Source organism: Salinisphaera sp. T31B1, assembly GCF_040361275.1.
Taxonomy (GTDB): Bacteria; Pseudomonadota; Gammaproteobacteria; order Nevskiales; family Salinisphaeraceae; genus Salinisphaera.
Map to the genome: position 1 here is coordinate 252,451 of NZ_APNH01000002.1, position 23,932 is coordinate 276,382.

Sequence of the window (23,932 nt, forward strand, 5' to 3'; positions counted from 1 at the left end):
ACACCGTTCATGAATCACGACACTCCCATGGCCGAGATCATCGCCGGCATGTGCCGGGCAGACCATGCCGCCTGTCTTGAGTTCACACGTCGCCAGACCCGGGAGGATCAGCAGGCACTCGAGCTCGGCGCGGCCTTGCTGCGCGATCTCGCCGCGGACCTTCGTGCGCGCGATGTCGTATCGCTCATGGCCTGGTCCTCGCCCGAGGCTTACGACCCGGTCCCCGAGGCATTGCTCATCCAGGCGCTCAAGGGTGCTGCCGCGCAGGACGCCGATCGCGTACGCGCGGCGCTTACGCCCATGGGCTTCGCCGATCTGTGCGCAGTGGCGACCACGGCCGACTTTCTTCGCCAGGCCGCAGAGCATCTGCGCGTCTACGGCGGGCCTGCCCATGCCGCGAGTCCGCAACGCCGCTTGATATAGCCGCCTGGACGGTCGGCATGCGCGGTCGGCCAATCAACGCCGCAATGGCGTACGCATGGCCGGATGGCCGCGGTCCGTTGCTCCTGATACAGGTACTCAGGCAAAGCCGGTAGCCGTACCGCGATGCAGGAAAAGTAAAGCGGGATGGTCGAAGCGTAAGGAAAAGCCGGCTGAAAAGCGGCGAGCTGCAAGGCAGCACGCCCGGCAGCCGATGATCGGATGACGCATGATGCGCTCTCTGACCGGACGAGGTCTCTGGATATCTTTGGCGGCAATCGCACGACCGAGGCTGGTCGGCGATAGCTGCCGGCATGGAAAAATCGGGCGGCCACTGGCTTTTATGCCACGGCCGCCGCCGGCTAACACGGCAAAGACGGCAGGCCGAGCCCGATCGATGCGGCGTCGAATCGATAGAGAAACGATAGGCGACCGAATCCCCGGCCTTCATCTCGCACGCCGGGAGCCCGCACGCTCGCAGTTCGCCGGGATACTACATGTATCGGTCGCGCGATGGCCGGCGTGAACCGAATACGGCGATACCCCGACACGGGTATCGCCGTGTGACGATCAGCTGCGTGCGACCAGCTCGATCCAGTAACCGTCAGGATCGAGCACGAATGCGATATGACTCATGCGCCCGTCTTCCGGACGTTTCTTGAAGCTCACGCCGTTTTCGTCCATCCACCGACACGCGGCTTCGAGGTCAGGCACCGTGAAGCAGATATGTCCGTAGCCCTGTGGTTCTTCGTTACCGTTGTGGTAGCGAGCGTTCGGGTCCTTTTCGGTGCCCCAGTTGTGGGTCAGCTCGAGAACGCCCTCGCGCCCGTTGACATATTTCGCGCGCGCTTGCTGGTCTTCGGGCACATCGTCGTCGCCGGTGCAGGCCAGAAAGTAGAGCGTGAACTCGCCTTCGGGCATGTCGACCTTGCGCAACAGCCGCATGCCAAACACCTTGCTGTAAAACGCCAGCGACGCTTCGGGATCAACAATGCGCACCATTGTGTGATTGAACAGAAAACCGCGCGTCTGTTCGGGCACCTCGGAATGAATGCCGGGCGCTTCTTCGGTATTGAACGCCATTTTTGCTCTCAAACGGTGTGAATCAGTGCGTTGTACTATGCCTCAACATTCCATGGAGCCCAAGACAAGGAGTTGGAAGTGCCACGGATATGGTTCGACGACATCGATCTGGCGAGTGTCAACGCTTTGAACGACAAGGACATGATCAGTCGCCTGGGGCTGGTCTACACGTCCGTCGAGGACGATGCCCTGGAAGCGGAGTTCGTCATCGACGAACGTACTCGTCAGCCGTTCGGCCTGCTCCATGGCGGGGTATCGTGTGCGGTCTCCGAATCCATGGGGAGTGTGGGCGCCAATCTGTGCGTGGACGGGCGCAAGCTGGTCTGCGTGGGCGTGGATATCAATGCCAGCCATCTCCGCGGCGCATCCAGCGGTCTCGTCCGCTGCCGGGCCGAACCGGTGCGTATCGGCCGCTCGTCCCAGGTATGGCAAACCCATCTCTATGACAGCCGGGACAGACCGTTGTGTGTCAGCCGTCTGACGGTCGCTGTGATCGAACGGCGCTGACTGCACGAGCCGGCGTCGCAATAGTCTATGCTGGAGACCTGTACCTGATCGATAGCAAGGAATACCGGATTGAAAGCCTCCGATCTATTCGTCCGATGTCTTGAAGAGGAGGGCGTCGAGTATGTGTTTGGCGTACCCGGCGAAGAAAACCTCGATGTCATTGAATCCTTGCGTAACAGTCGTATACAGCTGATCGTCACACGCCACGAACAACACGCCGCGTTCATGGCGGCCACCTACGGCCGGCTCACCGGCCGCGCAGGCGTATGTCTGTCGACGCTCGGCCCGGGTGCGACCAATCTGCTTACCGGGATCGCCTATGCGCAGCTCGGCGGCATGCCGTTGCTGGCCATCACCGGCCAGAAGGCCATTCGCGACAACCGCCAAGGCCGATTCCAGCTCATTGATGTGGTCGATACGTTCCGTCCGGTGACGAAATGGAACAGCTCGTTGACCGACAGCGGCGTGATTCCGCGCAGCATTCGCCACGCTTTCAAGGTCGCCGAGTCGGAACGGCCGGGTGCTGTGCATCTGGAATTGCCCGAAGATATCGCTGGCGAGGAGATAGAGCCGAGCCGGCCACAGGCGCGCGTGAGCCTGCGCCGGCCGAACGCCGATGAACAGGCCACCGAGCAGGCCGCAAACATGATCCGTGCCGCGCGCCAGCCGATCATCATCTATTCATCCGGCGCCAACCGGAAGCGAATCACCGAACAGCTTCAGTCGTTCGTGGAGGCAACCGGCCTGTTCGCGATCGGCACCCAGATGGGCAAGGGCGTTCTGGCAGACGATCATCCCCAGAGCCTGTTCTGTATGGGCATTCACAACCATGACTATGTCCACAGCGCGATCGACGAAGCGGATCTGGTCATCACGCTGGGCTATGACGTGGTCGAATATCCGCCTGCGGTCTGGAACGCCGACAAAGACAAGCCGATTATGCATATCGACTTCGTGCCGGCCGAACCGGATGAATGGTACAGCCCGGCCCACGAAGTGATCGGCGATATATCCAACACTCTGGTCAATCTCCGTCAGCGGCTGGCCGGGCACCGCTTCGATACGACGCGTCTGGCGAGACTACGGACGTTTGTCGACGAGCGACTGCACCGCGGCGAGTACGAATACAGCTATCCGCCGACACCACAACGTATAGTCAATCAGGTTCGCGGGGTCATGGGGCGGGAAGATATCATCAGCCTCGATAACGGCATCTATAAGATCTGGTTCGCGCGGATGTACCCGGCCTACGCGCACAACACCGTGCTGCTCGACAACGCGTTGGCCAGCATGGGCGCCGGGCTGGCAGCGGCCATGGCCGCCAAGATGGTCCACGGCACGCGTCGTGTGATGGCGATCTGCGGTGACGGCGGCTTCATGATGAACAGCCAGGATCTTGAAACCGCGGTTCGTCTCAAACTCGATCTGGTCATTCTTCTGCTGCGAGATGACGGCTACGGATTCATCCGCTGGAAGCAGGCCGGTGCCGGCTTCGAGGACTTCGGCATGTCCTTCGGCAACCCGGACTTCGTGGCCTACGCCCGGGCGTATGGCGCGACCGGCTTGCGCGTGGCCGAGGGCGACCGGCTTGGCGATGTGTTCGAGCACGCCTATGCGCAGGGCGGTGTCGTGCTCGTCGATTGTCCGATCGACTACGGCCCCAACAGCGAGCTCGACCACGCGCATCACGTCGATCCGGCTGTGCTGGAGGGAAAGACTCTGTGAACGCTGCTCGTAGTCGCTACCGGCATCGATAGCATGACGTCCATCCGGTCGGCCGAACAGCGCGATGCGCTGATCGATGCACTCGCGAGGCGTCGTTTCGACGGCCTCGAAGCGATTCTGCCGGAGATCACGAACACGGCGAGAGATCTGCTATCGGTCGATCGGGTTTCGATCTGGCTGTTTTCCGACGATCGGCGGCTGTTGCACCGTATCGAGGTGTGTCCGGAGTGCGATCACTATCCGCGCAGCCGACCGCTGACACTCGATGTCACGCTACGACCCGACTATACCGAGCAACTGCTGCGAGACTCCGTCTACCGTCTTTCCGACCGCCGGGAAATGTCGCCGCGGGCAGGCGACGACCTCAGTCGCTATCTCGAGCAGCGCGGTATTCTGTCGCTCCTCGACAGTGCGATCGTCATCGACGATCGGGTATCAGGCGTGCTGTGTCATGAACACGGCACCACGCGGCTATGGAGCCCCGAGTGCCGCGATATCGCGCTGCGCCTGGCCGATATAACGGCTGACGCCATCGTATTCGAGCGCCGACGCCGGTCAGCGGCGCTGGGCTATCAGTTTCGCCTGCTGGTCGAAGCCAGCGCCGACTCAATCGGCATGGCCAATGCGCAGGGCGTCATCGAATATCTGAATCCGACGGCTCGGCGAGTGCTCGGACTCACGGGCGATGAGCCGGTTCACGGGATGAAGATCGAGGAATTTCTCGCGCCGAACGACAGGGAACGCATGCGTGCCAGTATTATTCCTGCCGCCCGTGAGACTGGGAGCTGGACCGGACGTATCCGCATGCTCACGCGCCAGGCCCGCGTGTTCGAAGCCACCACCACGATCAACGTTTATCGTGGCCGGGACGGGGCGGTGGAATATGTCGGTTGCGTGATCCGTGACCTGTCTTTCCAGATCGATGCTGAACGGCGTATTGCCGAGGTACGCGCCAACTACGAGGCGGCGCTGGTCAAGTCCGGTGATACGCTGTTCCAGATCGATACGCGCACACTGCAGATCAGCAACGCCGACGAGCACTTTCGCGACTTGCTCGGCTACGAGGCCGAACGCTACGAACACCTGACATTGCTGGATATCAGTGCCGAGACCGCAGACGAGGTACGTGCGCGTGTCGATCAGACACTCGCCGAGGGCCATCTGCTGTGCGGCGAGCGTCGACTGCGGGACGTCTATGGCGAGACGGTCGAAGTCGAGATGTCGATGGTGCGTATCGGAGGCTACGCGGGGCCGGCGATCTCGGTCCGACTACGCGATATCCGTGAGCTGGCCCAGCGACGTCGTTATGTCGAGCAGCTGGCTTATTTCGACCCGTTGACCGGCCTGGCCAACAGCAACTTCCTGCGCGAGCGTGCCGAGACAATGCTGGCCGAACGTTTGGCCATGGGCGGCCGGGTCGGCTTCATACTGCTGCAGATCGAGAGATGGCAGCGGATTTTCGATATTCAGGGCTATCAGGTCGCCGAGACGCTGATCCGCCAAGCAGGATTCCGGATCAAGGACGCATTCGCCGGCCACGACGTCACGCTTGCGCGCGTACTGGGCGGCGTTGAATTTGGTGTGCTGTTCGACGCGGATGCCGAAGCCGATGACGAGCTGGTGCGTATCGCCCACACCACGTTTCGCGACCTGTTTCGCGCCGAGGAAGAAAACATACAGCTGAGCATTTGTAGCGGAAGCGCAGAAGCGCCGCAGCACGCGGTGAACTTCAAGGATCTGACCAAACGGGCCGGTATCGCCTTACGCACCGCACATGCCCGCAATATGGACCATTGCTACTACGATCCGGCCCAATCGAGCCGGATACGTGACGAACGGTTGATCGAGGAAGATCTGCGCGAAGCGATCGGCACGTCACAGTTGACACTGCGCTACCAGCCGATATTGGCTGACAGCACGTCCGAATGTATATGGGGCATGGAGACTTTGGTTCGCTGGCAGCATCCGCAATTCGGCTTCCTGCCACCGTCGGACTTCATTCCGCTGGCCGAAGAGACCCAGCTGATCGTTACCCTGGACCGTCATATTCTGGCCGCAGCGGCACGAACGGCCGCCGCCTGGACCGGGCCCCTCGCGCATGCCGTGTTGACCGTCAACGTATCGGGCGTAACGCTGATGACGGCCGATATCTGTCGGCTGCTCGACGATGTACTTGCCGACAGCGGGCTCGATCCGACCCGCCTGTGCCTGGAGGTGACCGAAACCAGCATCATGACTGACCTGGCTCAGGCCGCCCGGTCGTTGGCTCGGGCGCACAATCTCGGCGTGATGATTGCGCTGGACGATTTCGGTACCGGCTATTCCTCGCTGGCGTATCTCAAGGATCTTCCGGTCGACATCCTGAAGATCGATCGCGACTTCGTCCGCGGTATCGGTATGGACCGGCGCGATGAGCGCGCCATTCAAACCGTTGTGCAGATGGGACATGATCTGGGCATTCGTGTGTTGGCTGAAGGGGTGGAAACCGCACCGCAGCGGGCTTGGCTGTGGTCCCAACAGGTCGATCTGATTCAGGGTTTTCATATCGCCCGACCGATGACCGCCGAAGTGGCTTGCGAGGGTGGGCTGCATACGCGCTTCAGGTGCTAATCGGTCGCGCTGTCGGCTGGAGACGCTGCGAAAGTAGTCGGCATCGGTTAGGATAGCTCCGCTGCCGTCGTGGTGGAATTGGTAGACACGCCAGGTTTAGGTCCTGGTAGCCGAAAGGCTGTGGGGGTTCAAGTCCCTCCGACGGCACCATATGGCAAGGCCACAATTCGCCTACGTGGGTGCGCATTTCGTACCCCGGCGCGCTGGTTCGTTGTCGATTCCCTCGAGTGAATCTACTTGCGTGCGTGATTGCCGACGCGCCGCCTGGGGATGTCGTATTCAGTCCGCAATACGAGACACCGCAGGCGCTGCGCCAAGGTGTAATGGGTCGCTATCAACGGTCTTTACCCTGCGTGCGGAGGCTACATAACGCACGCTGAGGGGTTGGCCGGCGAACGCGTGGAGCGTTGACTGTCTATGACCTAGCAACACGCCACCGGATGACCAGCGGCAGGCAGCTCCAGAGGGTCCCGCCGATATAACCCGCCGTGCTTCGACGCGTGCCAGGCAGACGGCCGCTGAGCGCTTTTGCAGCGCGAATGCCTGGGATTCCACCCGCGCGTTCGCAGGCTCGTCACTCCGTTTGATCCGAACACGCGGGTGGGAAGCGAATCGGGCATCGCTAAGGCAGCAGGCGAACAGCCATCCCGTACCCGCAGCTGGGGCGGGGCAGCTGGCTACGCCCGATGGCGTCTGCTAGATTCACCACATGACCACTGCGAAACGCTTTCATGGCCTGCTGTGGGCGCTGATCCTGGTCAGCGGATTGGCCGCGGCTCAATCGACCGAGCGGCCGCGCTACGACCGTATGGCCGAACCAGACAAACAGTTCGTGGACGTCGTGCTGGATCTGGAGCAGAGCATCGGCCAGCACAATTTTGCCGTGGTAGGACATAACGAGATCGGCCAGGCGGTTCGTGAACGAGGCCACCCGGCATTCGGGGACGCGGCCATCGTGCACTTCTGCAATCTCGAGTACGCGCGTCGCGCGATGGACATAGACCCGGCCTATATTCTGTACATGCCATGCCGCATTGCGGTGTACGAAAGTGCCGGGCGTATCCATGCCGCTAGCCTGCTACTGCCCGAACACACCCCCGAGCAGGCGTTCAACACCTTCGCCGTGGAGATCAATCGGCAGATACGAGAGATCGTCGATTACGCGGTCTCGGATACGATCAGCCCGGATAGCGGTTGACCGGCACGCGGTCCGGAATCGGGCTCGAACTGTCGTGGTCGATGGGTGTGGTAGTGGCCTGCGAACGATAGTTGTCCCATAGCGCATGCTCAACGAGATACAACGCCGAGGCTCGCCAGGAATCGTCGGTATTGTTACGCATGTCCACGGATGCGCCGCCGACTTCGGCACCGGTATCGGTGCGCCGCAGGGTGGCGTTGATATTGAGAATCAGGTTGCTGACCTTCTGAACCCAGCCGGTCATGACCAAGTCAGCATCGGCGGCGCGACCGATATCCACATCGCAGCCGTTACAGTCGTATAGATAGCGATACGTCTGTTGCGCCTGTTCGATCCGTGCGGTCACCGGCTCGCTGGAAATGACCTCGAATGCATCGAGATGATCCACGCTCCGGCGAACGATCTGTTCGGTTCGCTGGAGCCGCTGTTGCTCTTCGTGGGACGCGCCGCCGTTCAGCTCTCCCTCCAGACTGGTATCGACCATGTCGAACGGGAGTATCAGCACCGTACGCATCGGCAATGCCGAAGACTTTGCCGATGGAGCTGCGGTGACTGAAGCCGCCACAGCAAACCAGGCGACGCACACTGCGGCCGAGAAGAGGGCGGCCCGTAGCACGGCGCGATCAGGCATTCGGTTTGTCTTTGCTCTGCTGAGCGACGTCGGTTTTGACTTCGCTCAGCTGCAATCGTTCTACCGGCGCCGTATCGCCCGCACCGGGTATCTCGCTGCGAATCTCGACCAGGCCGCCTGGCACTTGGTCGGACAGGGTGAACACGTAGCGTTTGCTCATTTCGTCGGCGATGTCGTCGCTATGTCCACGCGCATTCGAAAATGGCTGAATGACGATCTGCTTGGCCGCGACCGTACGTCCGTCGTATTCGGTCTGCGTATCCTCAACCTTCGCCGCGTTCTGCAGTGCGAGCTTGATCTGACGCTGGAAGAATCGCCAGTTGCCACCGGTGCGCTGTGCCATCTCGACGACGTCGTTCTGCAGGAACATCATGACGGCCGGGTTGCCGTGGGCGTTGGGCACATCGGGCACGTAGCGGTGACGATCACCGGTGAGGAAATCCACTTTCACGTTCTTGGCCGAGCCATCGCCCTGTTCGACAATCAGGTCGACATGATCGTCATAGCTGTTGGCACCGTCGCCGGTACGCGCCAGGGTGTAGATCAGCTCGGTGGGCGGTTGAATATTGGCCAGATGATCGGTCATGAACAGCAGATGATTGGCCTGGGAGAATTCGTCCCCGTCGCTCTGCTCGTCTGCGCTCTGAGCCTGATCGGTGGTGGCGTTGGCGCCGGGCTCTGCAGCGAAGACGGCTGCCCCGAACGTCGTCGAACAGACGATCGCAAGCGCCAACACCGAAGACCGAAAGCCATGCGCCCGATACGGTAGCTCGCGGCGGTTGGCATGGTTAATCATCGTCGTCCTCCTGTGGTTTGCGATCTTCGTCGCGCAACGGCACCAGCGGCACCCCGTACTCTTTGAGAATGGAAATAATCTGCTCATGGTTTTGATCGATCAGACTCTGAACCTTGTTCAGCCATGCATCATTGCCGTACCGGACGGCCATGGAGACAGGAAAATCGAAGTTGTTGCCGTCATCCGGAGAGAAGGGCACCACCTTGATCTTGGCGTTGGGGTCCTTCTCGGCGTAATAGCCGGCGATGGGGCCCCACACCATGGCGATATCGATATCGCCATTAACCAGATCCTTGGCGACCATATCGGCCGGGTCCACATCAAAGCCGCCGGACTGGGCCCGATAACTCACGATCTGCCCGATCATGCCGTGGTTGATGACCCAATCGCCTACCGGTGAGCCAGTGAAAACCCCGATCCGCAGCTTGCTCCGTTTGTCTTCGGGCAGGTTAGCCAGATCGTCCGGGGTCTCGATACCGTCGAGCCCGTGACCCTCTAGATAAGCAAACGCGTAAGTGGAGCGATAATACGGCAGGGTGGTCTTGCCAACCTCGAACCCGCTGCCCACGCTGATGATCAGGTCGCAAGCATAGCGATTCTCGTCGCCCAGCCATCGCTTGAGGGTATTCCGGCCAAACCCCATCTGCTCCGGGTACCAGTAGTAGTCGACCGGTACGCCGAGCTTGTCGCCCAGCAGCGCTGCGATCTTGTTCTCGAAGCCTTCGCGCTTGTCGTCGGAGAACGGCATGTTGCTCGGATCGGCGCAAACACGCAGCGTCTCCGCAGCCGGATTTTCAGCCGCGTCGCCGTCGCCTTGAGCCAGTCCCGTCAACGGTATGGTCAACCCCAGGGCCACGCCGGCGAGTACGCCGTACAAGCCGGCGCGGCTGCGTTGGGAACGTTGTGTGGTCGTGATCATGAAGCACTCTTTTTATGGTCGGCCGCCGATGGGCTGTTCGCCTGCATCGGCCAGCTCTGCTTGAATACGTTGTCTTTGTTGTCTTCCACCTGGGCCGAGAGCTCTCCGGGTACGTCGGTATCGACATCGAACTGGACGCTCGGGTTTTCGCTCAACGAGAACGTCATGTGACTATTGAATACCCGCTCGTCTCCCTTGCTAACCTGGATCGCGTCGACGAAGTGCGCGGGGTAGACCAACCGTGTGAGCTGGTCCATTTGCAAGCCCGTGATATTGGGATGGCGGATCATCAATTGTGTCAATGAGCCTTCGCCTTCATCCATACGAACTTGGCGCAATCGCATTTCGCCCATGTGCTCAAGCGCTTTCTCCGGATCGCGCCCCACCGGCGCGGAACAGCCGCCGCTGGCTTTTACATAGCGTTTGACCATGTAGAGCTGGCCGTCGCTGACCTTGGCGATCACGCGCATGTACGTATAGGAGTTCACGCGCACACGCGTAGCCAGATCTGCGCTGCGAGCGGCCGGACCGAATTCGAATATGGCGGACATCGGTTCGGGATTGTTGTCGATGACGAGCCAGAGCTTGTCGATCTTCCGATTACCCTCGCCGGCAAGCTTGTCGGTGATACGAATCGGCACGACGGCCGGGTCCTCGGCCCGGTAGGGCGCATCCAGGGCCAGTAGCTGTGATCCGTCTTCGATCGTCTGATTGGGGAAATACGCCTTGCGAAGACTTTTCCAGACCGCCTCGTCGTCGGCGTTTCGACTGGACTGGGCGCTGGCCAGCGGTGAAGCCAGGACCGCCGCGATCAGGAACACCCGAACAATCATGGACCATGAGCATCCGAATGCTCTGGGCGCGGCCGTGCTTGGATGAGTCGCATCAGATCTGTATTTCATTGCCACTCCAGTTCCGTATAGGCCGCCGTCACGTTGCGAGGGTTGTACTCATCGAACAGCAACCAACGATCACGCTCGTCTTGAGCGACATGGTCCTGGGCCCATCGGAGCCCACGGCCGTGGTCGAGGGCTTCGCGTACCCCGTGCTCGATGGCATTCAGATAACGGATTTCGGGATCGAGCACGGTTGGCCATCGTCCGTCGACGGGCCCGTGGCCGGGGATCGCATGAACTATGTCCGTACGTGCAGCCAGTTTGTCGAGCGCCGACTGCCAGCCGGTGATACTGCCGTCGATCGATGGTACGCGATCGACGAATAACAGATCACCCAGCCACAGCGTGCCGGTCTTTTCGTCGAACACGGTAAGGTCGTTGTCCGTGTGGGCAGTCGGCCACGCACGCAATCGCAGGGTGCGTTCGCCCAGATCGAGAGTCATCTGGTTGGAAACGGTCTGGTCGGGCAGCACGATCCAGCTAGAGTCGGTATGTACGTCGAGACTCTCTGATAATCGGTCGAGGTAGGTGGACGCGCGCGAGGCGAGTGCTCGCGATAGCCCTGCGGCGCCGACGAAGCGGGTGCCGTCAGATACGAAGGCCCGATTGCCAAGCACATGATCCGGATGCATGTGTGTGTTGATCACGTAGCAGATCGGCGTGGTCGTACGTGCTTCAACCGCACGCCGAAGCGCAGCGCCAACTGCAGGGCTCCCGCCTGTATCGATGACTGCCACACAGCGGCTACCGACAATGAAGCCGATGTTTGCTATGTCGCCACCGTTTTCGCGGTTCTCTTCGGCCTGCGCGCCTGCGTGATAGAACACGCCGGGCGCAATCTCGGTCGTCGGTAAGACGTTCGGGAGAGCCTGAGGCGACGCATCGCCGGCCCAGGCCGACGATGCCCACACCATCAAACCGATCGATACGACCGAGGCCAGCCGGTGCCACCACACCACGGGTTGCTCACGGTGCTCGCTTCAACCCTTGTCCTGCATCGGCTGCGGTCGGCCGGCGGGCAGGGCGCCATCGGAGCGCGCTTTCAAAAAGGCCCAGATCTGCTGGACATGGTTCATGACATCTTCGTTCTCGGACCAGGCCGGCATCACGCGGTACATGCCCGTCGTGCTGTCCATCGTGGTGACACCCCCGGCCACTGCCGCGGTGAAACGCCCCTGATCCATGCCTTTCAGGCGGTCTACCAGACTGGGCGCGAATGTGCTGCCCTCTGCGTTCTGAGCATGACACTGCGAACAGTGACCGCCGAACTTCTCGTAACCGACCATGACGTCCTCGCTGACCTTGCAGGGTCCGCTACCGTCGCAGTCGACTTTATAAGGCTTGCCGTCTTCGCCGCCGCTAGAAGCGGTCTGGCTACTGGCCGAACTGTTGCTCGAGCCGGAAGAATCGGACTTGGCGGCCGCGCTGTCGCCGCTTTTCTCGCTGCCAGCGGACGACTGGGTGTCGGAAGGGGCGTTGTAGTCGGCGCCCATCTTGCTGTAATCGTTGACAATCGGGCCGTCGTCGGCAGCAAATACCGCACTCCCCCATGGCGCGATGGCCAGGGCGAGTAGGACGGTGGCGACGGTCTGACGTTTGTAGGTCATGGCTCTCTCCTCGGTTGCACTTTCGAAAACCGCTTCGTCGGCGGCTAAAAAAAGCCCGTATCCGGCCGGCATCAAGCCGAACCGAATACGGGCCAGTACGACTGTTAAGTCATACGTTCTTCAGGCTTACTTGGACGCGACCTTTTGGCTCTCGTCCGCCTTCTTGGCGACCGAATCGGGCAGCGCGAAGACCGTCAGCACTCCACCCAGCTGGGTGTAGTTCTTCAGATCCTTATAACCACCCACGGCACCGAGGCCAGCGTTCGGGTCGGTCAGGCCTGCGGCCATACCGATACCAGCCCAGCCGCCAATGCCCGAGAGCACGCCGATGTACTGCTTACCCTCGTACTTCCAGGTGTTGACGTTGCCGATGATGCCCGACGGCGTTTTGAAGCTGTACAGCTCCTTGCCGGTCTTGGCGTCTACCGCCTTCAGATAACCTTCGAGCGTGCCGTAGAACACGACATCGCCGGCCGTGGCCAATGCGCCACTCCACACAGAGAAGCGTTCCGGCACGGACCACTTGATCTTGCCAGTGGTCGCGTCATAGGCGATGAAGGTGCCCATGCGGTTTTCGACATTGTCGCCAACCGGGTTGGTGATGTCCTGCGGGCCCGGGTACATCGCCACCGTCGAGCCGACATAGGGTTGGCCGGCCGTGTAATCGACCTTGGACGGTTCGTAGTCCATGCAGACATGATTGGTCGGCACGTAGAACAATCCGGTCTTGGGCGAATACGACGCCGGCTGCTGGTCCTTGGAACCGAGCGCGGCCGGGCAGATGTCCGTCACGTTCTTGTCCACCTTGCCGTCGGTCGAGTACTTGGACACGACCTGCGGACGACCCGTCTTCATGTCGACCTTGGTCGCCCAGTTGACCGCCGGGTCGTACTTCTCGGCCACCAGGAGTTCACCGTTGGTACGGTCCTGGGTGTAGGCGAAGCCGTTACGATCGAAATGAACGACAAGCTTGCGATCCTTGCCGTCGACCTTCTGATCGACCAGGATCTTTTCGTTCACACCGTCGTAGTCCCATTCGTCATGGGGCGTCATCTGATAGAGCCACTTCGCTTCGCCGGTATCCGGGTTGCGAGCGAAGATCGTCATCGAGTACTTGTTGTCGCCCGGACGCTGGGTCGGGTTCCAGGTACCGGGGTTGCCGGTTCCGTAGTACAGCAGATCCAGATCCGGATCGTAGCTGAACCAGCCCCAGGTCGTACCGCCACCGATTTTCCACTGGTCGCCTTCCCAGCTCTTGATGCTGGTGTCTTTACCGACAGGCTTCTGAGTGACCGCGTTGATGGTCTTGTCCGGATCGATCAGCATCGAGTCATCGGGCCCGGTGCTGTATGCCCGCCAGGCCATCTTGCCGTCCGAGATGTTGTAGGCCGTCAGATAGCCACGCACACCAAACTCACCGCCGGAAATACCGGTGATGACCTTGTCCTTGACCACGAGCGGCGCATTGGTCGCTGTCTGACCCTTGCTCGGGTCACCGTTGACGCTCTTCCAGGCCACCTTGCCGGTCTTCTCGTCGAGTGCGACCAGGGTGGTATCTGCCTGCTGAAGGAAGATCTTGCCGTCGCCGTAGGCCAGACCGCGGTTGACGGTATCACAGCACATCACCGGAATGACCTGCGGGTTCTGGGTCGGCTCGTACTTCCATTTGATCGCGTGGGTCTTCAGATCGATCGCGAATACCTTATTGGGGAAAGGCGTCGCCAGATACATGGTGTCGCCCTTGACCAGAGGCCCGCCTTCATGACCACGAAGCACGCCGGTGGAGAACGTCCACGCGGGTACCAGTTGGCCTGCGTTTTCGGAATTGATCTGGTCGAGTTCGCTGTAGCGCTGGCCGTTGTACTGGCCACCCCACATGATCCAGTTGGCTGGATCCTTCTGCATGCTGAGCAGATCGGTACTCGAGCTCGAACCGCTGCTGGAACTGGAGCTGCTGGAACTGGACTTGTCGGAACTCTTGGCGCTGCTGTCCTGGGCCAGGACAAGGCCAGAGCCCATCAGCGTGGTAACGGCAAGCGTTGCCGTCGCCATACGGACTGCCCTTTTGGTAGGTGTCAATCTCACGACGTTTCTCCTCCGTCTCGTGATTTGTAAAGCAAAACGCCGGATACAGAAGCACTGACCCAGCTTCGCCGTTTATGGGTTGTGCGGACCGTTGACCGGTCAACCCCTCACCACCTTCGATAGCACGGCTCAAGAATCGTCGTCAATTGGGTTGCCCTACATACAACCGGTTTTTCTCCACGAATTTGAAGTGGTTCGGTACCAGCATGCAATGGGAAATATTCCCGATTCCTTGACGTGGTTGGCCCAGCGCTCAAGTGCTGTATTGAGCCAGGCAGAGACAGCCTGCTCGCGATAGCTGCACGCTTAACTTATTCATTACTTAATTTAATCGGACAACCGGCCTATCCAGTCATCACTGGCGCGCTGCAGTGCAACAGAATCCGCGGTACCTTGAGCACGATTTCGAATGCCGATCAGCTGTTACTGTCGGTTTTCGCCGGGGTGTCGTTTTTCGCCGGTGCGTTGCCAGCATTCGTGTCGATCAGGCAGCGATCGGCCGCCTTGGACTTGATGCTTGCCAACTTGGAGCGACTGTCGCGGGCAAGCGACCCCTCGCGCAGCACTTCCGGACGTTCTCCTGCTGCCTGCTTGCCGCGGGTATAGGTGTCGAGCGTGACGTAGTCGTCGTACGACAGGTTGTCGGCGATATAGTCGATGCTGCACGAGCATTTGTAGAGTGTGTCGTAGTTTTCTCCGCCCAACTGATTCATGCATTCAAACACGTACTCGGCACGGGCTTCGGTCGGGTAGTTGTGGGCAGGCAGCTTGGCTGCAAGACCCAGCCCTGGGACGAAGGCGGCGGCAAGCAGGGCAGACATGCGGATCGAGATCATGGTCATCCTCCGGAAAGTGGGTGTTGTTATACGCACAGTTGGAACAACCGACAGTGCAACCCATCACCGGACTTTTTGCAAAGCGTGATCGCGATTTTGGATCGATGTGGACACTGGACAGGGCCGCGGCGCATTGCTGGCTGGCGGACGAAACGGTTAATAAACCGGAGTTTGGGTTTGGCTTTTTACGCCAATGCTCGGGTGCGCACAACGCGTACCGCGGGACGCGGCGTCGATTCACGGAATGGCCGCCCGAACCAGGGTCGCCGGTCCGCCAAGCTCCCGAACTCATGACAGAAACATAATTCTGCCGTCCATTCAGGTATTTGGGCATTATTCTTAAAGCTAGAACTTGCCTTAGCTCGGTCAATGCCTATAGGTTCACGGTGTGATGGCTGCGTCGACCAGCTGATACCCCACACCATGGATCGTGCGAATCGAGTGGCGCTGGTCCGCTTCGCCGAGCAGATGACGCAAACGGTGGATATGACCGCGTAGTGCGGCGTCTGATTCGGGCGGCTGATCGTTCCAGATGGCGTGCTCGATCTGATCGCGGGTCACCACGGCCGGGTGAGCGCGCATGAGCAACTCGAGAATTCGGAAGCTGATCGGCGCGAGCTCGAGCCGTTGCCCGCCGCAGTGAACCAGCCGCTGCTCGCAGTCCATGCGGAGTTGGCAGACGTTGAGTTCGCGCGTGGTCTTCGTGCCGCGGCGCACGATGGACTGCAGGCGAAGATAAAGCTCCCGCAGCGAGAAGGGTTTGACCAGGTAGTCGTCAGCCCCCGCCTCCAAGCCTTCGATGCGGTCGGCCAGGGTATCCCGCGCGGTGAGTATCAACACCGGCGTCATACTGTGCATTTGCTGACGGAGCCGCTGGCAGAGCGCGATCCCGTCGACACGCGGCAGTCCGACGTCGAGCAGAATGGCGTCATAGCGGTTTGCCTCGCATAGACGTAGGCCGAGTGCGCCATCACTGGCGAAATCCGGTTCGTCACCGCGTTGTTCCAGATATTCGCCGATCGTCGCGGCGAGATCGTCGTTGTCCTCGATTATCAGCACATGCATCGGCCGGTCCGTCACTCGATGTTGCCGACCACAATTGTCGGCAACCGCTCAGACAACACGCGCAACGATTCGTTTTCAACGACCGGCGCTTGCGGTGATCGGCTCGGAGAGCGCGTCGCTGGGCCAGGGCGACGCGCCGCCGCCGTGCCGATCAGGTCTGCATGAGCGATTCCAGCCGGATCGGCAACTCGCGTACGCGCTTGCCGGTTGCATGGTGCACGGCATTGGCGACCGCAGCCGCCATACCGGTTACCCCGATCTCGCCGATGCCGCGCGCGCCGAATTCGTTGAATTCGTAGTCCGGGTAGTCCAGGAGCACGACCTCAACCTCGGGAGGCTGATCGGCATGGACCGGCACGAGATATTCGGCATAGTTGTTGTTGACCGGCAGGCCGGAGCGCTCGTCGTAGTCGGTCGCCTCGAACAACGCCATGCCGATCCCCATGGCGATCGCGCCTTCGACCTGATTGGCAGATGTCTTTTCGTTAATGATCTGGCCGACATCGATCGCACTGACCACACGTGAAACCCTAAGACGGGAAATGCCTGCGTCCCAGCGCACCTCCACGAAATGGGCGCCGAACGAACGGAACGAGAACTCGCCTTCGGGCGCACCCGGCGTATGAGCCTCACCGTCGGCGTTGGCGAGCTTTTGCTGCTTGAGGATATCCGTATAGGCAACGGACTTTCCGTTTGCTGAAGACAATTTCCCATTCGCGAAATTCAGCGCGTCCGGCTTCGTGCCCTCGAATTGGGCACCCTCTGCGCTGGCATAGCTCTTGAGCGCTTCGATCGCCGCCCGCGTGGCCTCTGCCACGGCCGGCAGGGTGGTGGCCGTGGCCCAAGAACCACCAGACAGGGGGCCACTCGGATAACTCGAGTCGCCCAGTTCGACCTCGATCTGGTCGATATCCAGACCGGTGATCGCCGACACCGCCTGGGCGACGATGGTATAGGTACCGGTACCGATGTCCTGGGTCGCACAGGAAACATAGGCCGTGCCGTCGGCGCGCAGCGACACCCGAGCGTCGCATTCCATCTTCAGCGCTTCCCAGTTGCAGGCCGCCATGCCCCAGCCGATGACGTCATTGCCCTCACGCATGGACCCGACCTCGTGATCGCGCCGCGACCAGCCGAACTTCTCCGCGCCGCGTTCAAACGCTTCCATCAGGTGGATGCTCGAAAATGGGAGATCCATGCTCTGGTCACGCTCGGTATAGTTGGCCTTGCGGAACTCGAGCGGGTCCATTCCGAGTTTCTCGGCCATTTCGTCCATCGCGGATTCGAGCGCGAACAGTCCGGGTGCGGCGCCCGGTGCTCGCATGGACGTCGGCGTGCCGTGGTGGGCGGCGACCGTTGCATGACTGACGCGCAGGTTTGCACAGTCATACAGGCTCTTGGTGCAGCTGCCCGTGGTCTCGACATAGGTGTTCACCATCGAGGTGGTGTTGACCGAGTCGTGGCTGAGCGCGGTCAGCTTCCCATCGTCGGTGGCACCGATGCGAATCCGTTGATGGGTCGGCGGGCGATGACCGGTCGTGGTGAACATCTGGCTGCGGGGGACGACCAGCTGGACCGGCCGGCCGATCTCGCGGGACGCAGCTGCTGCAGCGACCGCGTGCGGCCAGATCCATAACTTGCTGCCGAAACCGGACCCGATGAATGGCGCCCGCACCTCCACGCGCTCGGGCGGCAGGCCGAATATCTTCGCCATGGCATTGCGCGCGAAGATGACGCCCTGCGAAGCCTCATGAAGAATCAGGTCGCCGTTTTCCCAGCTTGCGGTACTGGCGTGCATCTCCATGGGATTGTGAGTTTCCATGGGAGTGACATAAGTCGCGTCGACCTGGTTCGTCGCCGAGGCGAACGCATCGTCCGGATTGCCACGGCTGTGCCCGCTCGACTCATCGGGCTTGGGCTGGCCGGCCTGTGCCATGGCCTGTTCGAGATTGGCGATCGGTTCGGCACCGGCGCTGTAACGGACCTGGACCGCATAAGCAGCGGCTCGGGCGTTGGCAAAGGTGTCGGCCACCACGAGCGCGACGAACTGGCCCGGGTAGTAAACCTTGTCATCTTCGAACGGAAGACGGGTTTCATCGACCTTGTTCTGCTGGGCGAAGCTGCTCGGGGTCCGATACAGATCCGGAAAATGGCCGTGATGAAAGATATCGAGCACCCCCGGCATCTTTTTCGCCTGGCTCAGGTCGATCTGCTCGACGGTGCCGCTGGCCACCGTGCTGAACACGCCGTAGGCATAAGCCAATCCCGGCAGATGGTAGTCGGCGGCATACCGGGCGCGGCCGCTGAGTTTCTCCGGGCCATCGATACGCGATCTGGACGCGCCGATGACCTTGTCCTGAATCTTGTCAGTCATGATATTCGCTTGTCCTCGTGGCTCAGGCCTGGGTGACGGTGGTCAGGCTACGTACGATGGCCTGCTGGCCGAGCGGAATCTTGAACGCGTTCTGGCTATAAGGTCTGGCGTCGGCGAAAGCGATTTGCGCCGCCTTGGTGAAGGCTGCCTCGCCGATGGACTGACCGATGAGCGACTTCTCGGCTGCCTGGGCCCGCCAGGGCTTGGTGCCGACGCCGCCGAGCGCGATCCGCGCGTCGCGAATCGTGCCGTTATCCGTGGCCACGATCACGCCAGCCGAAGCAAGCGCGAACTGATAGGACGCGCGATCGCGGAGCTTCAGATAGTGCGACCGATTGCCATTGATCGGGGCGTCGAGCACGACGTGGGTGATCAACTCGTCGGTATCGAGGGCATGCTCCCGGTCCGGCGAATCACCGGGCAACAGGTGGAAATCGAGAAAATCGATTTCACGCTCACCGTTCGGACCCGATACGACCACGGTCGCGCCGATGGCCGCCATGGCGACACACATGTCCGAGGGGTGGCTGGCGATGCATTGTTCGCTCGTGCCCAGCACTGCGTGCACGCTTCGGTTATGCCCGCCGATAGCCGAACAGCCCGAGCCGGGAGCGCGTTTGTTGCAATCGGATACGCCGTCACGGAAATAGGGGCAGCGCACCCGTTGCATCACGTTGCCGCCGGTGGTCGCCTTGTTGCGAAGCGATGTCGATGCGCCCGACAGCAGGGCTTCCGCCAGCACCGAATAATGAGCGCTCACACGGGGGTGATATGCCAGATCAGTATTCGACACCATAGCGCCGATCTTCAACCGGCCGTCCTCGAGCGTCTCTACGTCGTAGAGCGGCAGGCCGTTGACATCGACCACACGCTCGGGGCGCATGACATCGAGCTTGACCAGGTCGAGCAGGGTGGTGCCGCCCGCCACGAACGACGACGGCTGCCCGCGGTGGGCTGTTACCGCAGCATCGACGCTGTCGGCCTTCTGATACTGAAAGTTTCGCATCGAATGCTCCTAGACCTTGCCGCGCGCGGACTGAACCGCGGCCAGAATGTTCTTGTAGGCGCCACAACGGCAGATATTGCCGCTCATGGCCTCGCGGACGGCCTCATCGCTAGAGTCGATGTGCTCGCTTGCCAGAACATAGGTCGCGGTCATCATCTGGCCAGACGTGCAATAGCCACACTGATAGGCGTCGTGATCCAGAAATGCCTGCTGCACGGGATGGAGCCGGCCCGGCTCCGACAGACCTTCGACTGTGGTGATCTCGTCACCGTCGTGCATGACCGCCAGGCTCAGACAGGAGTTGATCACGCGGCCGTTGACGTGCACGTTGCAGGCGCCGCACTGGCCGTGATCGCAGCCCTTTTTGGTGCCTGTCAACGCCAGATCGTCGCGTATGGCATCCAGAAGAATGACGTTGGGGGCGACATCCATCTGCTTCGTCTGCCCGTTGATCTTGAAGGTCACTCGCGTGGTGCCGTCGGCCGGCGCGTCCGTCGAATCACGGTTGACGCCTGCCGCACCGTCGGCTGCCCAGCTTGATCCAAGCCCGGCACCGCCGGTCGCCGCGGCGAGGCTGGACATGCCCACCGTCTTCATGAAACGTCTGCGAGAGGCCGAATGGGCCGGCTCGGTCTTCGCGGTCGGGCCGGCGGGGGTGGCCTCGGCGGGATCCTTGGGATCGTCGGTCATGGGAAACTCCGTCGATGGTATCGGTGGCGTGCCCGTCGGCCGGCGCACGCTGGACTCAGGCAGTGATTAGAGACAGGGTAATCGTACGTTCCCGGCCAGCTTACCCAAACCGGATCGTTCACTGTAGTCGCGAGTGACCACGCAGCCGCGAATCGGACGTGCGGCGCAGACGCCGCAATGCCTCTGGTGTGTCAACGTCCAGCACGCTGGACCGGGAGGCAGTGACCAGCTGCTTTCGCGCCGACGGCACGCGGTCCAGTATGGACTGGGCGCCGCGATCACCGCTCAATGCGGTCACGGGCCCGAACAGCGATCGCGATATCAGTACCGGATGACCGACTCGCCCGGCATATGCCGGGCGCACGTAATCAATGCCCGGGCGCCAATGGCGGCACAGACGACGCACCAGTTGCGTATCGATGGTCGGCATGTCGGCGAGACAGACAAACGCGGCGTCGCAGTACGGGGGCAGCGCCGCCAGACCCCGGCGTAACGAGCCGGCCATACCGTGGGCGTGCAATCGATTGTCGACCAAACGTACCGATTGCAACCGCGGCTGGCAGGCATTCACCGTACGCCGGATCCATGCAGCTCGACGGCCGGTGACGACCACCACTGGCCGTACCGGCGCACCGGACAACGCCGTCAGCACATGTTCGAGCAACGTCAGCCGCCCCAGTCGAGCCAGTGGCTTCGAGCCGTAGCCGAACCGCCGGTTGCTTCCTGCCGCCAGCACGACGGCTCCGATCATGCGAACGCGGTTTCGCGCGGGCAGCGTTCGACCAGGGCGGCCAGCATCGACAGGGCGATCTCCCTGGGTTCGCGAGCGCCGATATCGAGCCCGGCCGGGGTATCGAGCCGAGCCAGATCGGTGTCGCCGTAGCCTTCGGCGCGCAGCCGCTGTGCCCGCTCGTCGGCCTTGTGTCGGCTGCCCAGAGCGCCGACACAGAACGCCGGTGAGGCCAGGGCACGACAAAGCACGGTGTGGTCGTCGTCCATATCGTGGGTAAGTGTGTAGACCGCGCTTGAGGCATCGAGCTTCAGCGCATCGAGCGCGCGTGCCAGGGGTCTTGTGTCGTAATGACACAGGCGCGTCTCGGGCGGCGGCGCGGTCGGGCCGTATGGCCGCAGCAGCACCACCTCATAGCCGAACAACGGCGCCGCCTGACACAACGCGAGGGTCACGGGATCGCTGCCTACCACTACCAGACGCGGCACCGGACGGTATCGCTTGGTGAAACCGCCCTGGCCGATGTCGGGACCGGCCGGCTGAAAGCGGTGAGCCCCGGATTCGAGATCGATACGAACATCCAGCGTCTGGCGAGCCCGACGGGCTTCTCGCAGACGCGCGGCATAAGCCTCTATATCGGCAATCGCGCGTACGAAAATCCCGATTCGACCGCCACAGGTCAGCTGCACATCCAGTACGGGGCTACCCGCGCCGTAGTCGAGCATGACGGGGCGACCGGTCGCGAGCACTTCCAGTGCCTGCGTGGCGACGGCGGCCTCGACACAACCGCCGGACACATACCCCGCGACCTGGCCCGCGTCGCTGATGGCCATCTCGCTGCCTAGCGGCCGCGGCGACGACCCGCGGATGTCGACCAGCGTGGCGATCGCCACGCGTCGACCGGCATCGGCCCAGCGTTCAAGAATGGGCAGGAGGTCGTCGACCAGACCGTAGGTCGGCCATGCCGGCCAGTCGTCCAGCGCGGCGCGCGGGCGCTCGGCAGGCTCCACACGACGAGTGGAGCTATCCGGGAACGGCGTAATCTTGTCTGACATGTAGTCCCATGACGATAACCAAAGGCCCGGCGCCTTGCCAGTGCCGCGCATCGGCGACACCGGAACACCGCCGTTACGGATCGCTCAACGCGGCGGCGTTATCCGCCGGTTCGGGCTATCTAATGGCACAACGGGTGGTTTGCAAGCATAACGGCGACCAACCGACCGCTGCGCGTGCCCGTATTCATCCGAGCCGTTCCGATCGGGCCGACAATACGTAGCGTCGCCGTACGGATCATGTCCGATCGGCGGCACGTTCGTCTGCCGTGGGCTCGACGAACACCCGGCTGGCCCGCACATCGTCGACTTCGATACGAGTCAGATCATCGCGCGTGATCTCTCCGCGTGCTTCGAACAGCCGCTTGGCCTGACGTAGCCGCATCCGATCCAGCGCGTTCCGGATCGAGCGGGCGTTGGCGAAATGCGGCTGCTGCATGCGGCGCTCGATGTACTGATCAAAGGCCTCGGCTGCCTCTTCGCTAAAGTGATAGTTCTGTTCGGCGAGCATCAGCTGGCTGATCGAGGCCAGCTCGCCGGCGGAATAATCGGGGAAGTCGATATGGTGGGCGATACGCGAGCGAAAACCCGGGTTCGATTCGAAAAAGCGATCCATACGATCCTTGTAGCCGGCCAGCACCACCACGACATCATCGCGGTTGTTCTCCATGACCTGTAGCAGGATCTCGATGGACTCCTGACCGTAATCGCGCTCATTTTCGGGTCGGTAGAGGTAATACGCCTCGTCGATGAACAACACACCGCCCATGGCCCGTTTGATGACTTCCTTGGTCTTGGGCGCGGTATGACCGATGTACTGGCCGACCAGGTCGTCGCGGGTCACTGACACCAGATGGCCTTCCCGGACATAATCGAGTTTGTGCAGGATCTGGGCCATCCGTTCGGCGACCGTGGTCTTGCCCGTACCCGGATTGCCGGTAAAACACATATGCAATGTCGGCGCACCGGCGGTCAGCTGAAACTGCCGGCGGACGCGGTCGACCAGGAGCAGGGCGGCAATTTCGCGGATACGCGTCTTGACCGGTTTGAGACCCACCAGCTCCCGATCGAGCTGGTCGAAGACCTCCTGTATTTGCGACTGTTCGAAGACGTCGTCCAGATTGACGCTGGCGTTGGGGTCCAGGGTCTTTGTCTGCTGGCTGCCTGGTGTGGCTGTTTCGCTCATCAGGAACTCCCGTGAACTCTCGAAACGATGAAACCGGCCGCAGAAGTGCCAGGCTCGGCGGCGCGGTGGCCACCGGACCTGGCTTGCCGGGCGCGGCTTCTAGTACCGCTGACCTTCCGGCCGGTCGGTGGCATAGCTGTGGATGGTGTAGCGCACGCGACGGCCTTCGCATTCCTGGCGGACCACGCCGAAGCCGGGTTCCTCGGGCGGGCGGTTGACGATGAACGACAGACGCGGTGTTTCCCATTGGTGCGTACTGTCGAACGCGGTCACCCGGATGTAGTGGTTGGGAAAGGTCTTGCGGCATTCCGCCAGATCCATCATCAGGCCGGCCGGGTCCTTGAGATCGAACATCGGCTGGCCGTACATGTCCCAGTAGGTATTGCGGGGGTGCGGGTCATCGGTGTACTCGAGGTTCACGGCCCAGCCGTTGTCGAGGCAGTATTTGACCTGTTTCTTGATCTGCTCGTCGGTGAGTTCCGGCAGGAAGGAGAACGTACCCTGTGTGATCTTCAT

Annotated in this window: 21 protein-coding genes, 1 tRNA gene and 1 pseudogene; 6 read left to right on the forward strand and 17 right to left on the reverse strand. The window is 61.5% G+C overall.

Annotated elements, in window-relative coordinates:
* The first annotated feature begins 9 nt into the window (after window positions 1-9).
* Complete coding sequence (locus T31B1_RS08090; RefSeq protein ID WP_353248982.1) at window positions 10-423, forward strand: hypothetical protein; 414 nt, start codon at window positions 10-12, stop codon at window positions 421-423.
* Between the two features lie 567 nt (window positions 424-990).
* Here T31B1_RS08090 and gloA read toward each other — a convergent pair.
* On the reverse strand, window positions 991-1,503 hold the full coding sequence (gene gloA, locus T31B1_RS08095; protein WP_353248983.1) for a lactoylglutathione lyase: 513 nt from the start codon (window positions 1,501-1,503) through the stop codon (window positions 991-993).
* 78 nt (window positions 1,504-1,581) lie between these two features.
* Between gloA and T31B1_RS08100 the strand changes: the two genes are divergently transcribed.
* The 5 genes from T31B1_RS08100 to T31B1_RS08120 all read left to right on the forward strand — a co-directional run bounded on the left by T31B1_RS08100 (window position 1,582) and on the right by T31B1_RS08120 (window position 7,543).
* The gene (locus tag T31B1_RS08100; protein WP_353248984.1) at window positions 1,582-2,010 is read left to right on the forward strand and encodes a hotdog fold thioesterase; all 429 of its coding nucleotides are present in this window, start codon (window positions 1,582-1,584) and stop codon (window positions 2,008-2,010) included.
* Between the two features lie 69 nt (window positions 2,011-2,079).
* The gene (locus T31B1_RS08105; RefSeq protein WP_353248985.1) at window positions 2,080-3,735 is read left to right on the forward strand and encodes an acetolactate synthase large subunit; all 1,656 of its coding nucleotides are present in this window, start codon (window positions 2,080-2,082) and stop codon (window positions 3,733-3,735) included.
* Between the two features lie 33 nt (window positions 3,736-3,768).
* Window positions 3,769-6,345, forward strand: coding sequence for a bifunctional diguanylate cyclase/phosphodiesterase (locus T31B1_RS08110; RefSeq protein ID WP_353248986.1), 2,577 nt, complete (start codon window positions 3,769-3,771; stop codon window positions 6,343-6,345).
* Between the two features lie 63 nt (window positions 6,346-6,408).
* Window positions 6,409-6,495: transfer RNA gene (locus tag T31B1_RS08115), tRNA-Leu, on the forward strand.
* Window positions 6,496-7,054: 559 nt separating this feature from the next.
* Window positions 7,055-7,543: a DUF302 domain-containing protein gene (locus T31B1_RS08120; RefSeq protein WP_353248987.1), complete on the forward strand. Its 489-nt coding sequence runs from the start codon at window positions 7,055-7,057 to the stop codon at window positions 7,541-7,543.
* Here the strand turns inward: T31B1_RS08120 and T31B1_RS08125 are convergent.
* From T31B1_RS08125 to T31B1_RS08200, 16 genes and pseudogenes are all read right to left on the reverse strand, one after another.
* Entirely contained in the window at window positions 7,524-8,048 is a 525-nt protein-coding gene (locus T31B1_RS08125) for a DUF3280 domain-containing protein (RefSeq protein WP_353248988.1), read from the reverse strand. The two genes, T31B1_RS08120 and T31B1_RS08125, sit on opposite strands and share 20 nt — an antisense overlap.
* Before the next feature lie 118 nt (window positions 8,049-8,166).
* Window positions 8,167-8,970 carry a hypothetical protein gene (locus tag T31B1_RS08130; RefSeq protein ID WP_353248989.1) on the reverse strand — a complete coding sequence of 268 codons (804 nt, stop codon included), beginning with the start codon at window positions 8,968-8,970 and terminating at the stop codon, window positions 8,167-8,169.
* Window positions 8,963-9,889 (reverse strand): quinoprotein dehydrogenase-associated putative ABC transporter substrate-binding protein, encoded by a 927-nt coding sequence (locus T31B1_RS08135; protein ID WP_353248990.1) that lies wholly within the window; start codon window positions 9,887-9,889, stop codon window positions 8,963-8,965. Before T31B1_RS08135 ends, T31B1_RS08130 begins: the two co-directional genes overlap by 8 nt.
* Window positions 9,886-10,722 (reverse strand): quinoprotein dehydrogenase-associated SoxYZ-like carrier, encoded by an 837-nt coding sequence (locus T31B1_RS08140; RefSeq protein ID WP_353248991.1) that lies wholly within the window; start codon window positions 10,720-10,722, stop codon window positions 9,886-9,888. Before T31B1_RS08140 ends, T31B1_RS08135 begins: the two co-directional genes overlap by 4 nt.
* Window positions 10,723-10,787: 65 nt before the next feature.
* Window positions 10,788-11,699 (reverse strand): quinoprotein relay system zinc metallohydrolase 2, encoded by a 912-nt coding sequence (locus tag T31B1_RS08145; RefSeq protein ID WP_353249599.1) that lies wholly within the window; start codon window positions 11,697-11,699, stop codon window positions 10,788-10,790.
* 66 nt (window positions 11,700-11,765) lie between these two features.
* Complete coding sequence (locus T31B1_RS08150; RefSeq protein WP_353248992.1) at window positions 11,766-12,392, reverse strand: c-type cytochrome; 627 nt, start codon at window positions 12,390-12,392, stop codon at window positions 11,766-11,768.
* 126 nt (window positions 12,393-12,518) lie between these two features.
* Window positions 12,519-14,324: pseudogene (locus T31B1_RS08155) on the reverse strand (methanol/ethanol family PQQ-dependent dehydrogenase); the annotation flags it as partial.
* Window positions 14,325-14,893: 569 nt separating this feature from the next.
* A complete protein-coding gene (locus T31B1_RS08160) occupies window positions 14,894-15,313 on the reverse strand; it encodes a hypothetical protein (protein ID WP_353248993.1) in 420 nt (139 codons plus the stop codon).
* A 381-nt stretch (window positions 15,314-15,694) separates the two neighbouring features.
* Window positions 15,695-16,378, reverse strand: coding sequence for a response regulator transcription factor (locus tag T31B1_RS08165; protein ID WP_353248994.1), 684 nt, complete (start codon window positions 16,376-16,378; stop codon window positions 15,695-15,697).
* Window positions 16,379-16,529: 151 nt separating this feature from the next.
* Window positions 16,530-18,740, reverse strand: a complete 2,211-nt coding sequence (locus T31B1_RS08170) for a xanthine dehydrogenase family protein molybdopterin-binding subunit (protein WP_353249600.1) — start codon at window positions 18,738-18,740, stop codon at window positions 16,530-16,532.
* A 34-nt stretch (window positions 18,741-18,774) separates the two neighbouring features.
* Window positions 18,775-19,758 carry an FAD binding domain-containing protein gene (locus T31B1_RS08175; RefSeq protein WP_353248995.1) on the reverse strand — a complete coding sequence of 328 codons (984 nt, stop codon included), beginning with the start codon at window positions 19,756-19,758 and terminating at the stop codon, window positions 18,775-18,777.
* 9 nt (window positions 19,759-19,767) lie between these two features.
* Window positions 19,768-20,448: a (2Fe-2S)-binding protein gene (locus tag T31B1_RS08180; protein WP_502950940.1), complete on the reverse strand. Its 681-nt coding sequence runs from the start codon at window positions 20,446-20,448 to the stop codon at window positions 19,768-19,770.
* A 118-nt stretch (window positions 20,449-20,566) separates the two neighbouring features.
* Window positions 20,567-21,199, reverse strand: a complete 633-nt coding sequence (locus T31B1_RS08185) for a nucleotidyltransferase family protein (RefSeq protein ID WP_353248996.1) — start codon at window positions 21,197-21,199, stop codon at window positions 20,567-20,569.
* Window positions 21,196-22,233 (reverse strand): XdhC family protein, encoded by a 1,038-nt coding sequence (locus T31B1_RS08190; protein WP_353248997.1) that lies wholly within the window; start codon window positions 22,231-22,233, stop codon window positions 21,196-21,198. The genes T31B1_RS08185 and T31B1_RS08190 overlap by 4 nt, the downstream gene beginning before the upstream one ends.
* Before the next feature lie 235 nt (window positions 22,234-22,468).
* Window positions 22,469-23,416, reverse strand: coding sequence for a CbbX protein (cbbX, locus tag T31B1_RS08195; protein ID WP_353248998.1), 948 nt, complete (start codon window positions 23,414-23,416; stop codon window positions 22,469-22,471).
* A 99-nt stretch (window positions 23,417-23,515) separates the two neighbouring features.
* A complete protein-coding gene (locus T31B1_RS08200) occupies window positions 23,516-23,932 on the reverse strand; it encodes a ribulose bisphosphate carboxylase small subunit (RefSeq protein ID WP_353248999.1) in 417 nt (138 codons plus the stop codon).

Bases quoted from the DNA above. Each gene is read 5' to 3' on its own strand.
- T31B1_RS08120 (WP_353248987.1), top strand. From the start codon at position 7,055: ATGACCACTGCGAAACGCTTTCATGGCCTGCTGTGGGCGCTGATCCTG.
- T31B1_RS08140 (WP_353248991.1), bottom strand. From the start codon at position 10,722: ATGATTGTTCGGGTGTTCCTGATCGCGGCGGTCCTGGCTTCACCGCTG.
- T31B1_RS08180 (WP_502950940.1), bottom strand. From the start codon at position 20,448: ATGACCGACGATCCCAAGGATCCCGCCGAGGCCACCCCCGCCGGCCCG.
- cbbX (WP_353248998.1), bottom strand. From the start codon at position 23,416: ATGAGCGAAACAGCCACACCAGGCAGCCAGCAGACAAAGACCCTGGAC.
- T31B1_RS08150 (WP_353248992.1), bottom strand. From the start codon at position 12,392: ATGACCTACAAACGTCAGACCGTCGCCACCGTCCTACTCGCCCTGGCC.
- gloA (WP_353248983.1), bottom strand. From the start codon at position 1,503: ATGGCGTTCAATACCGAAGAAGCGCCCGGCATTCATTCCGAGGTGCCC.
- T31B1_RS08090 (WP_353248982.1), top strand. From the start codon at position 10: ATGAATCACGACACTCCCATGGCCGAGATCATCGCCGGCATGTGCCGG.
- T31B1_RS08165 (WP_353248994.1), bottom strand. From the start codon at position 16,378: ATGCATGTGCTGATAATCGAGGACAACGACGATCTCGCCGCGACGATC.
- T31B1_RS08110 (WP_353248986.1), top strand. From the start codon at position 3,769: ATGACGTCCATCCGGTCGGCCGAACAGCGCGATGCGCTGATCGATGCA.
- T31B1_RS08185 (WP_353248996.1), bottom strand. From the start codon at position 21,199: ATGATCGGAGCCGTCGTGCTGGCGGCAGGAAGCAACCGGCGGTTCGGC.
- T31B1_RS08130 (WP_353248989.1), bottom strand. From the start codon at position 8,970: ATGATTAACCATGCCAACCGCCGCGAGCTACCGTATCGGGCGCATGGC.
- T31B1_RS08200 (WP_353248999.1), bottom strand. From the start codon at position 23,932: ATGAAGATCACACAGGGTACGTTCTCCTTCCTGCCGGAACTCACCGAC.
- T31B1_RS08135 (WP_353248990.1), bottom strand. From the start codon at position 9,889: ATGATCACGACCACACAACGTTCCCAACGCAGCCGCGCCGGCTTGTAC.
- T31B1_RS08190 (WP_353248997.1), bottom strand. From the start codon at position 22,233: ATGTCAGACAAGATTACGCCGTTCCCGGATAGCTCCACTCGTCGTGTG.
- T31B1_RS08175 (WP_353248995.1), bottom strand. From the start codon at position 19,758: ATGCGAAACTTTCAGTATCAGAAGGCCGACAGCGTCGATGCTGCGGTA.
- T31B1_RS08145 (WP_353249599.1), bottom strand. From the start codon at position 11,699: ATGGTGTGGGCATCGTCGGCCTGGGCCGGCGATGCGTCGCCTCAGGCT.
- T31B1_RS08160 (WP_353248993.1), bottom strand. From the start codon at position 15,313: ATGATCTCGATCCGCATGTCTGCCCTGCTTGCCGCCGCCTTCGTCCCA.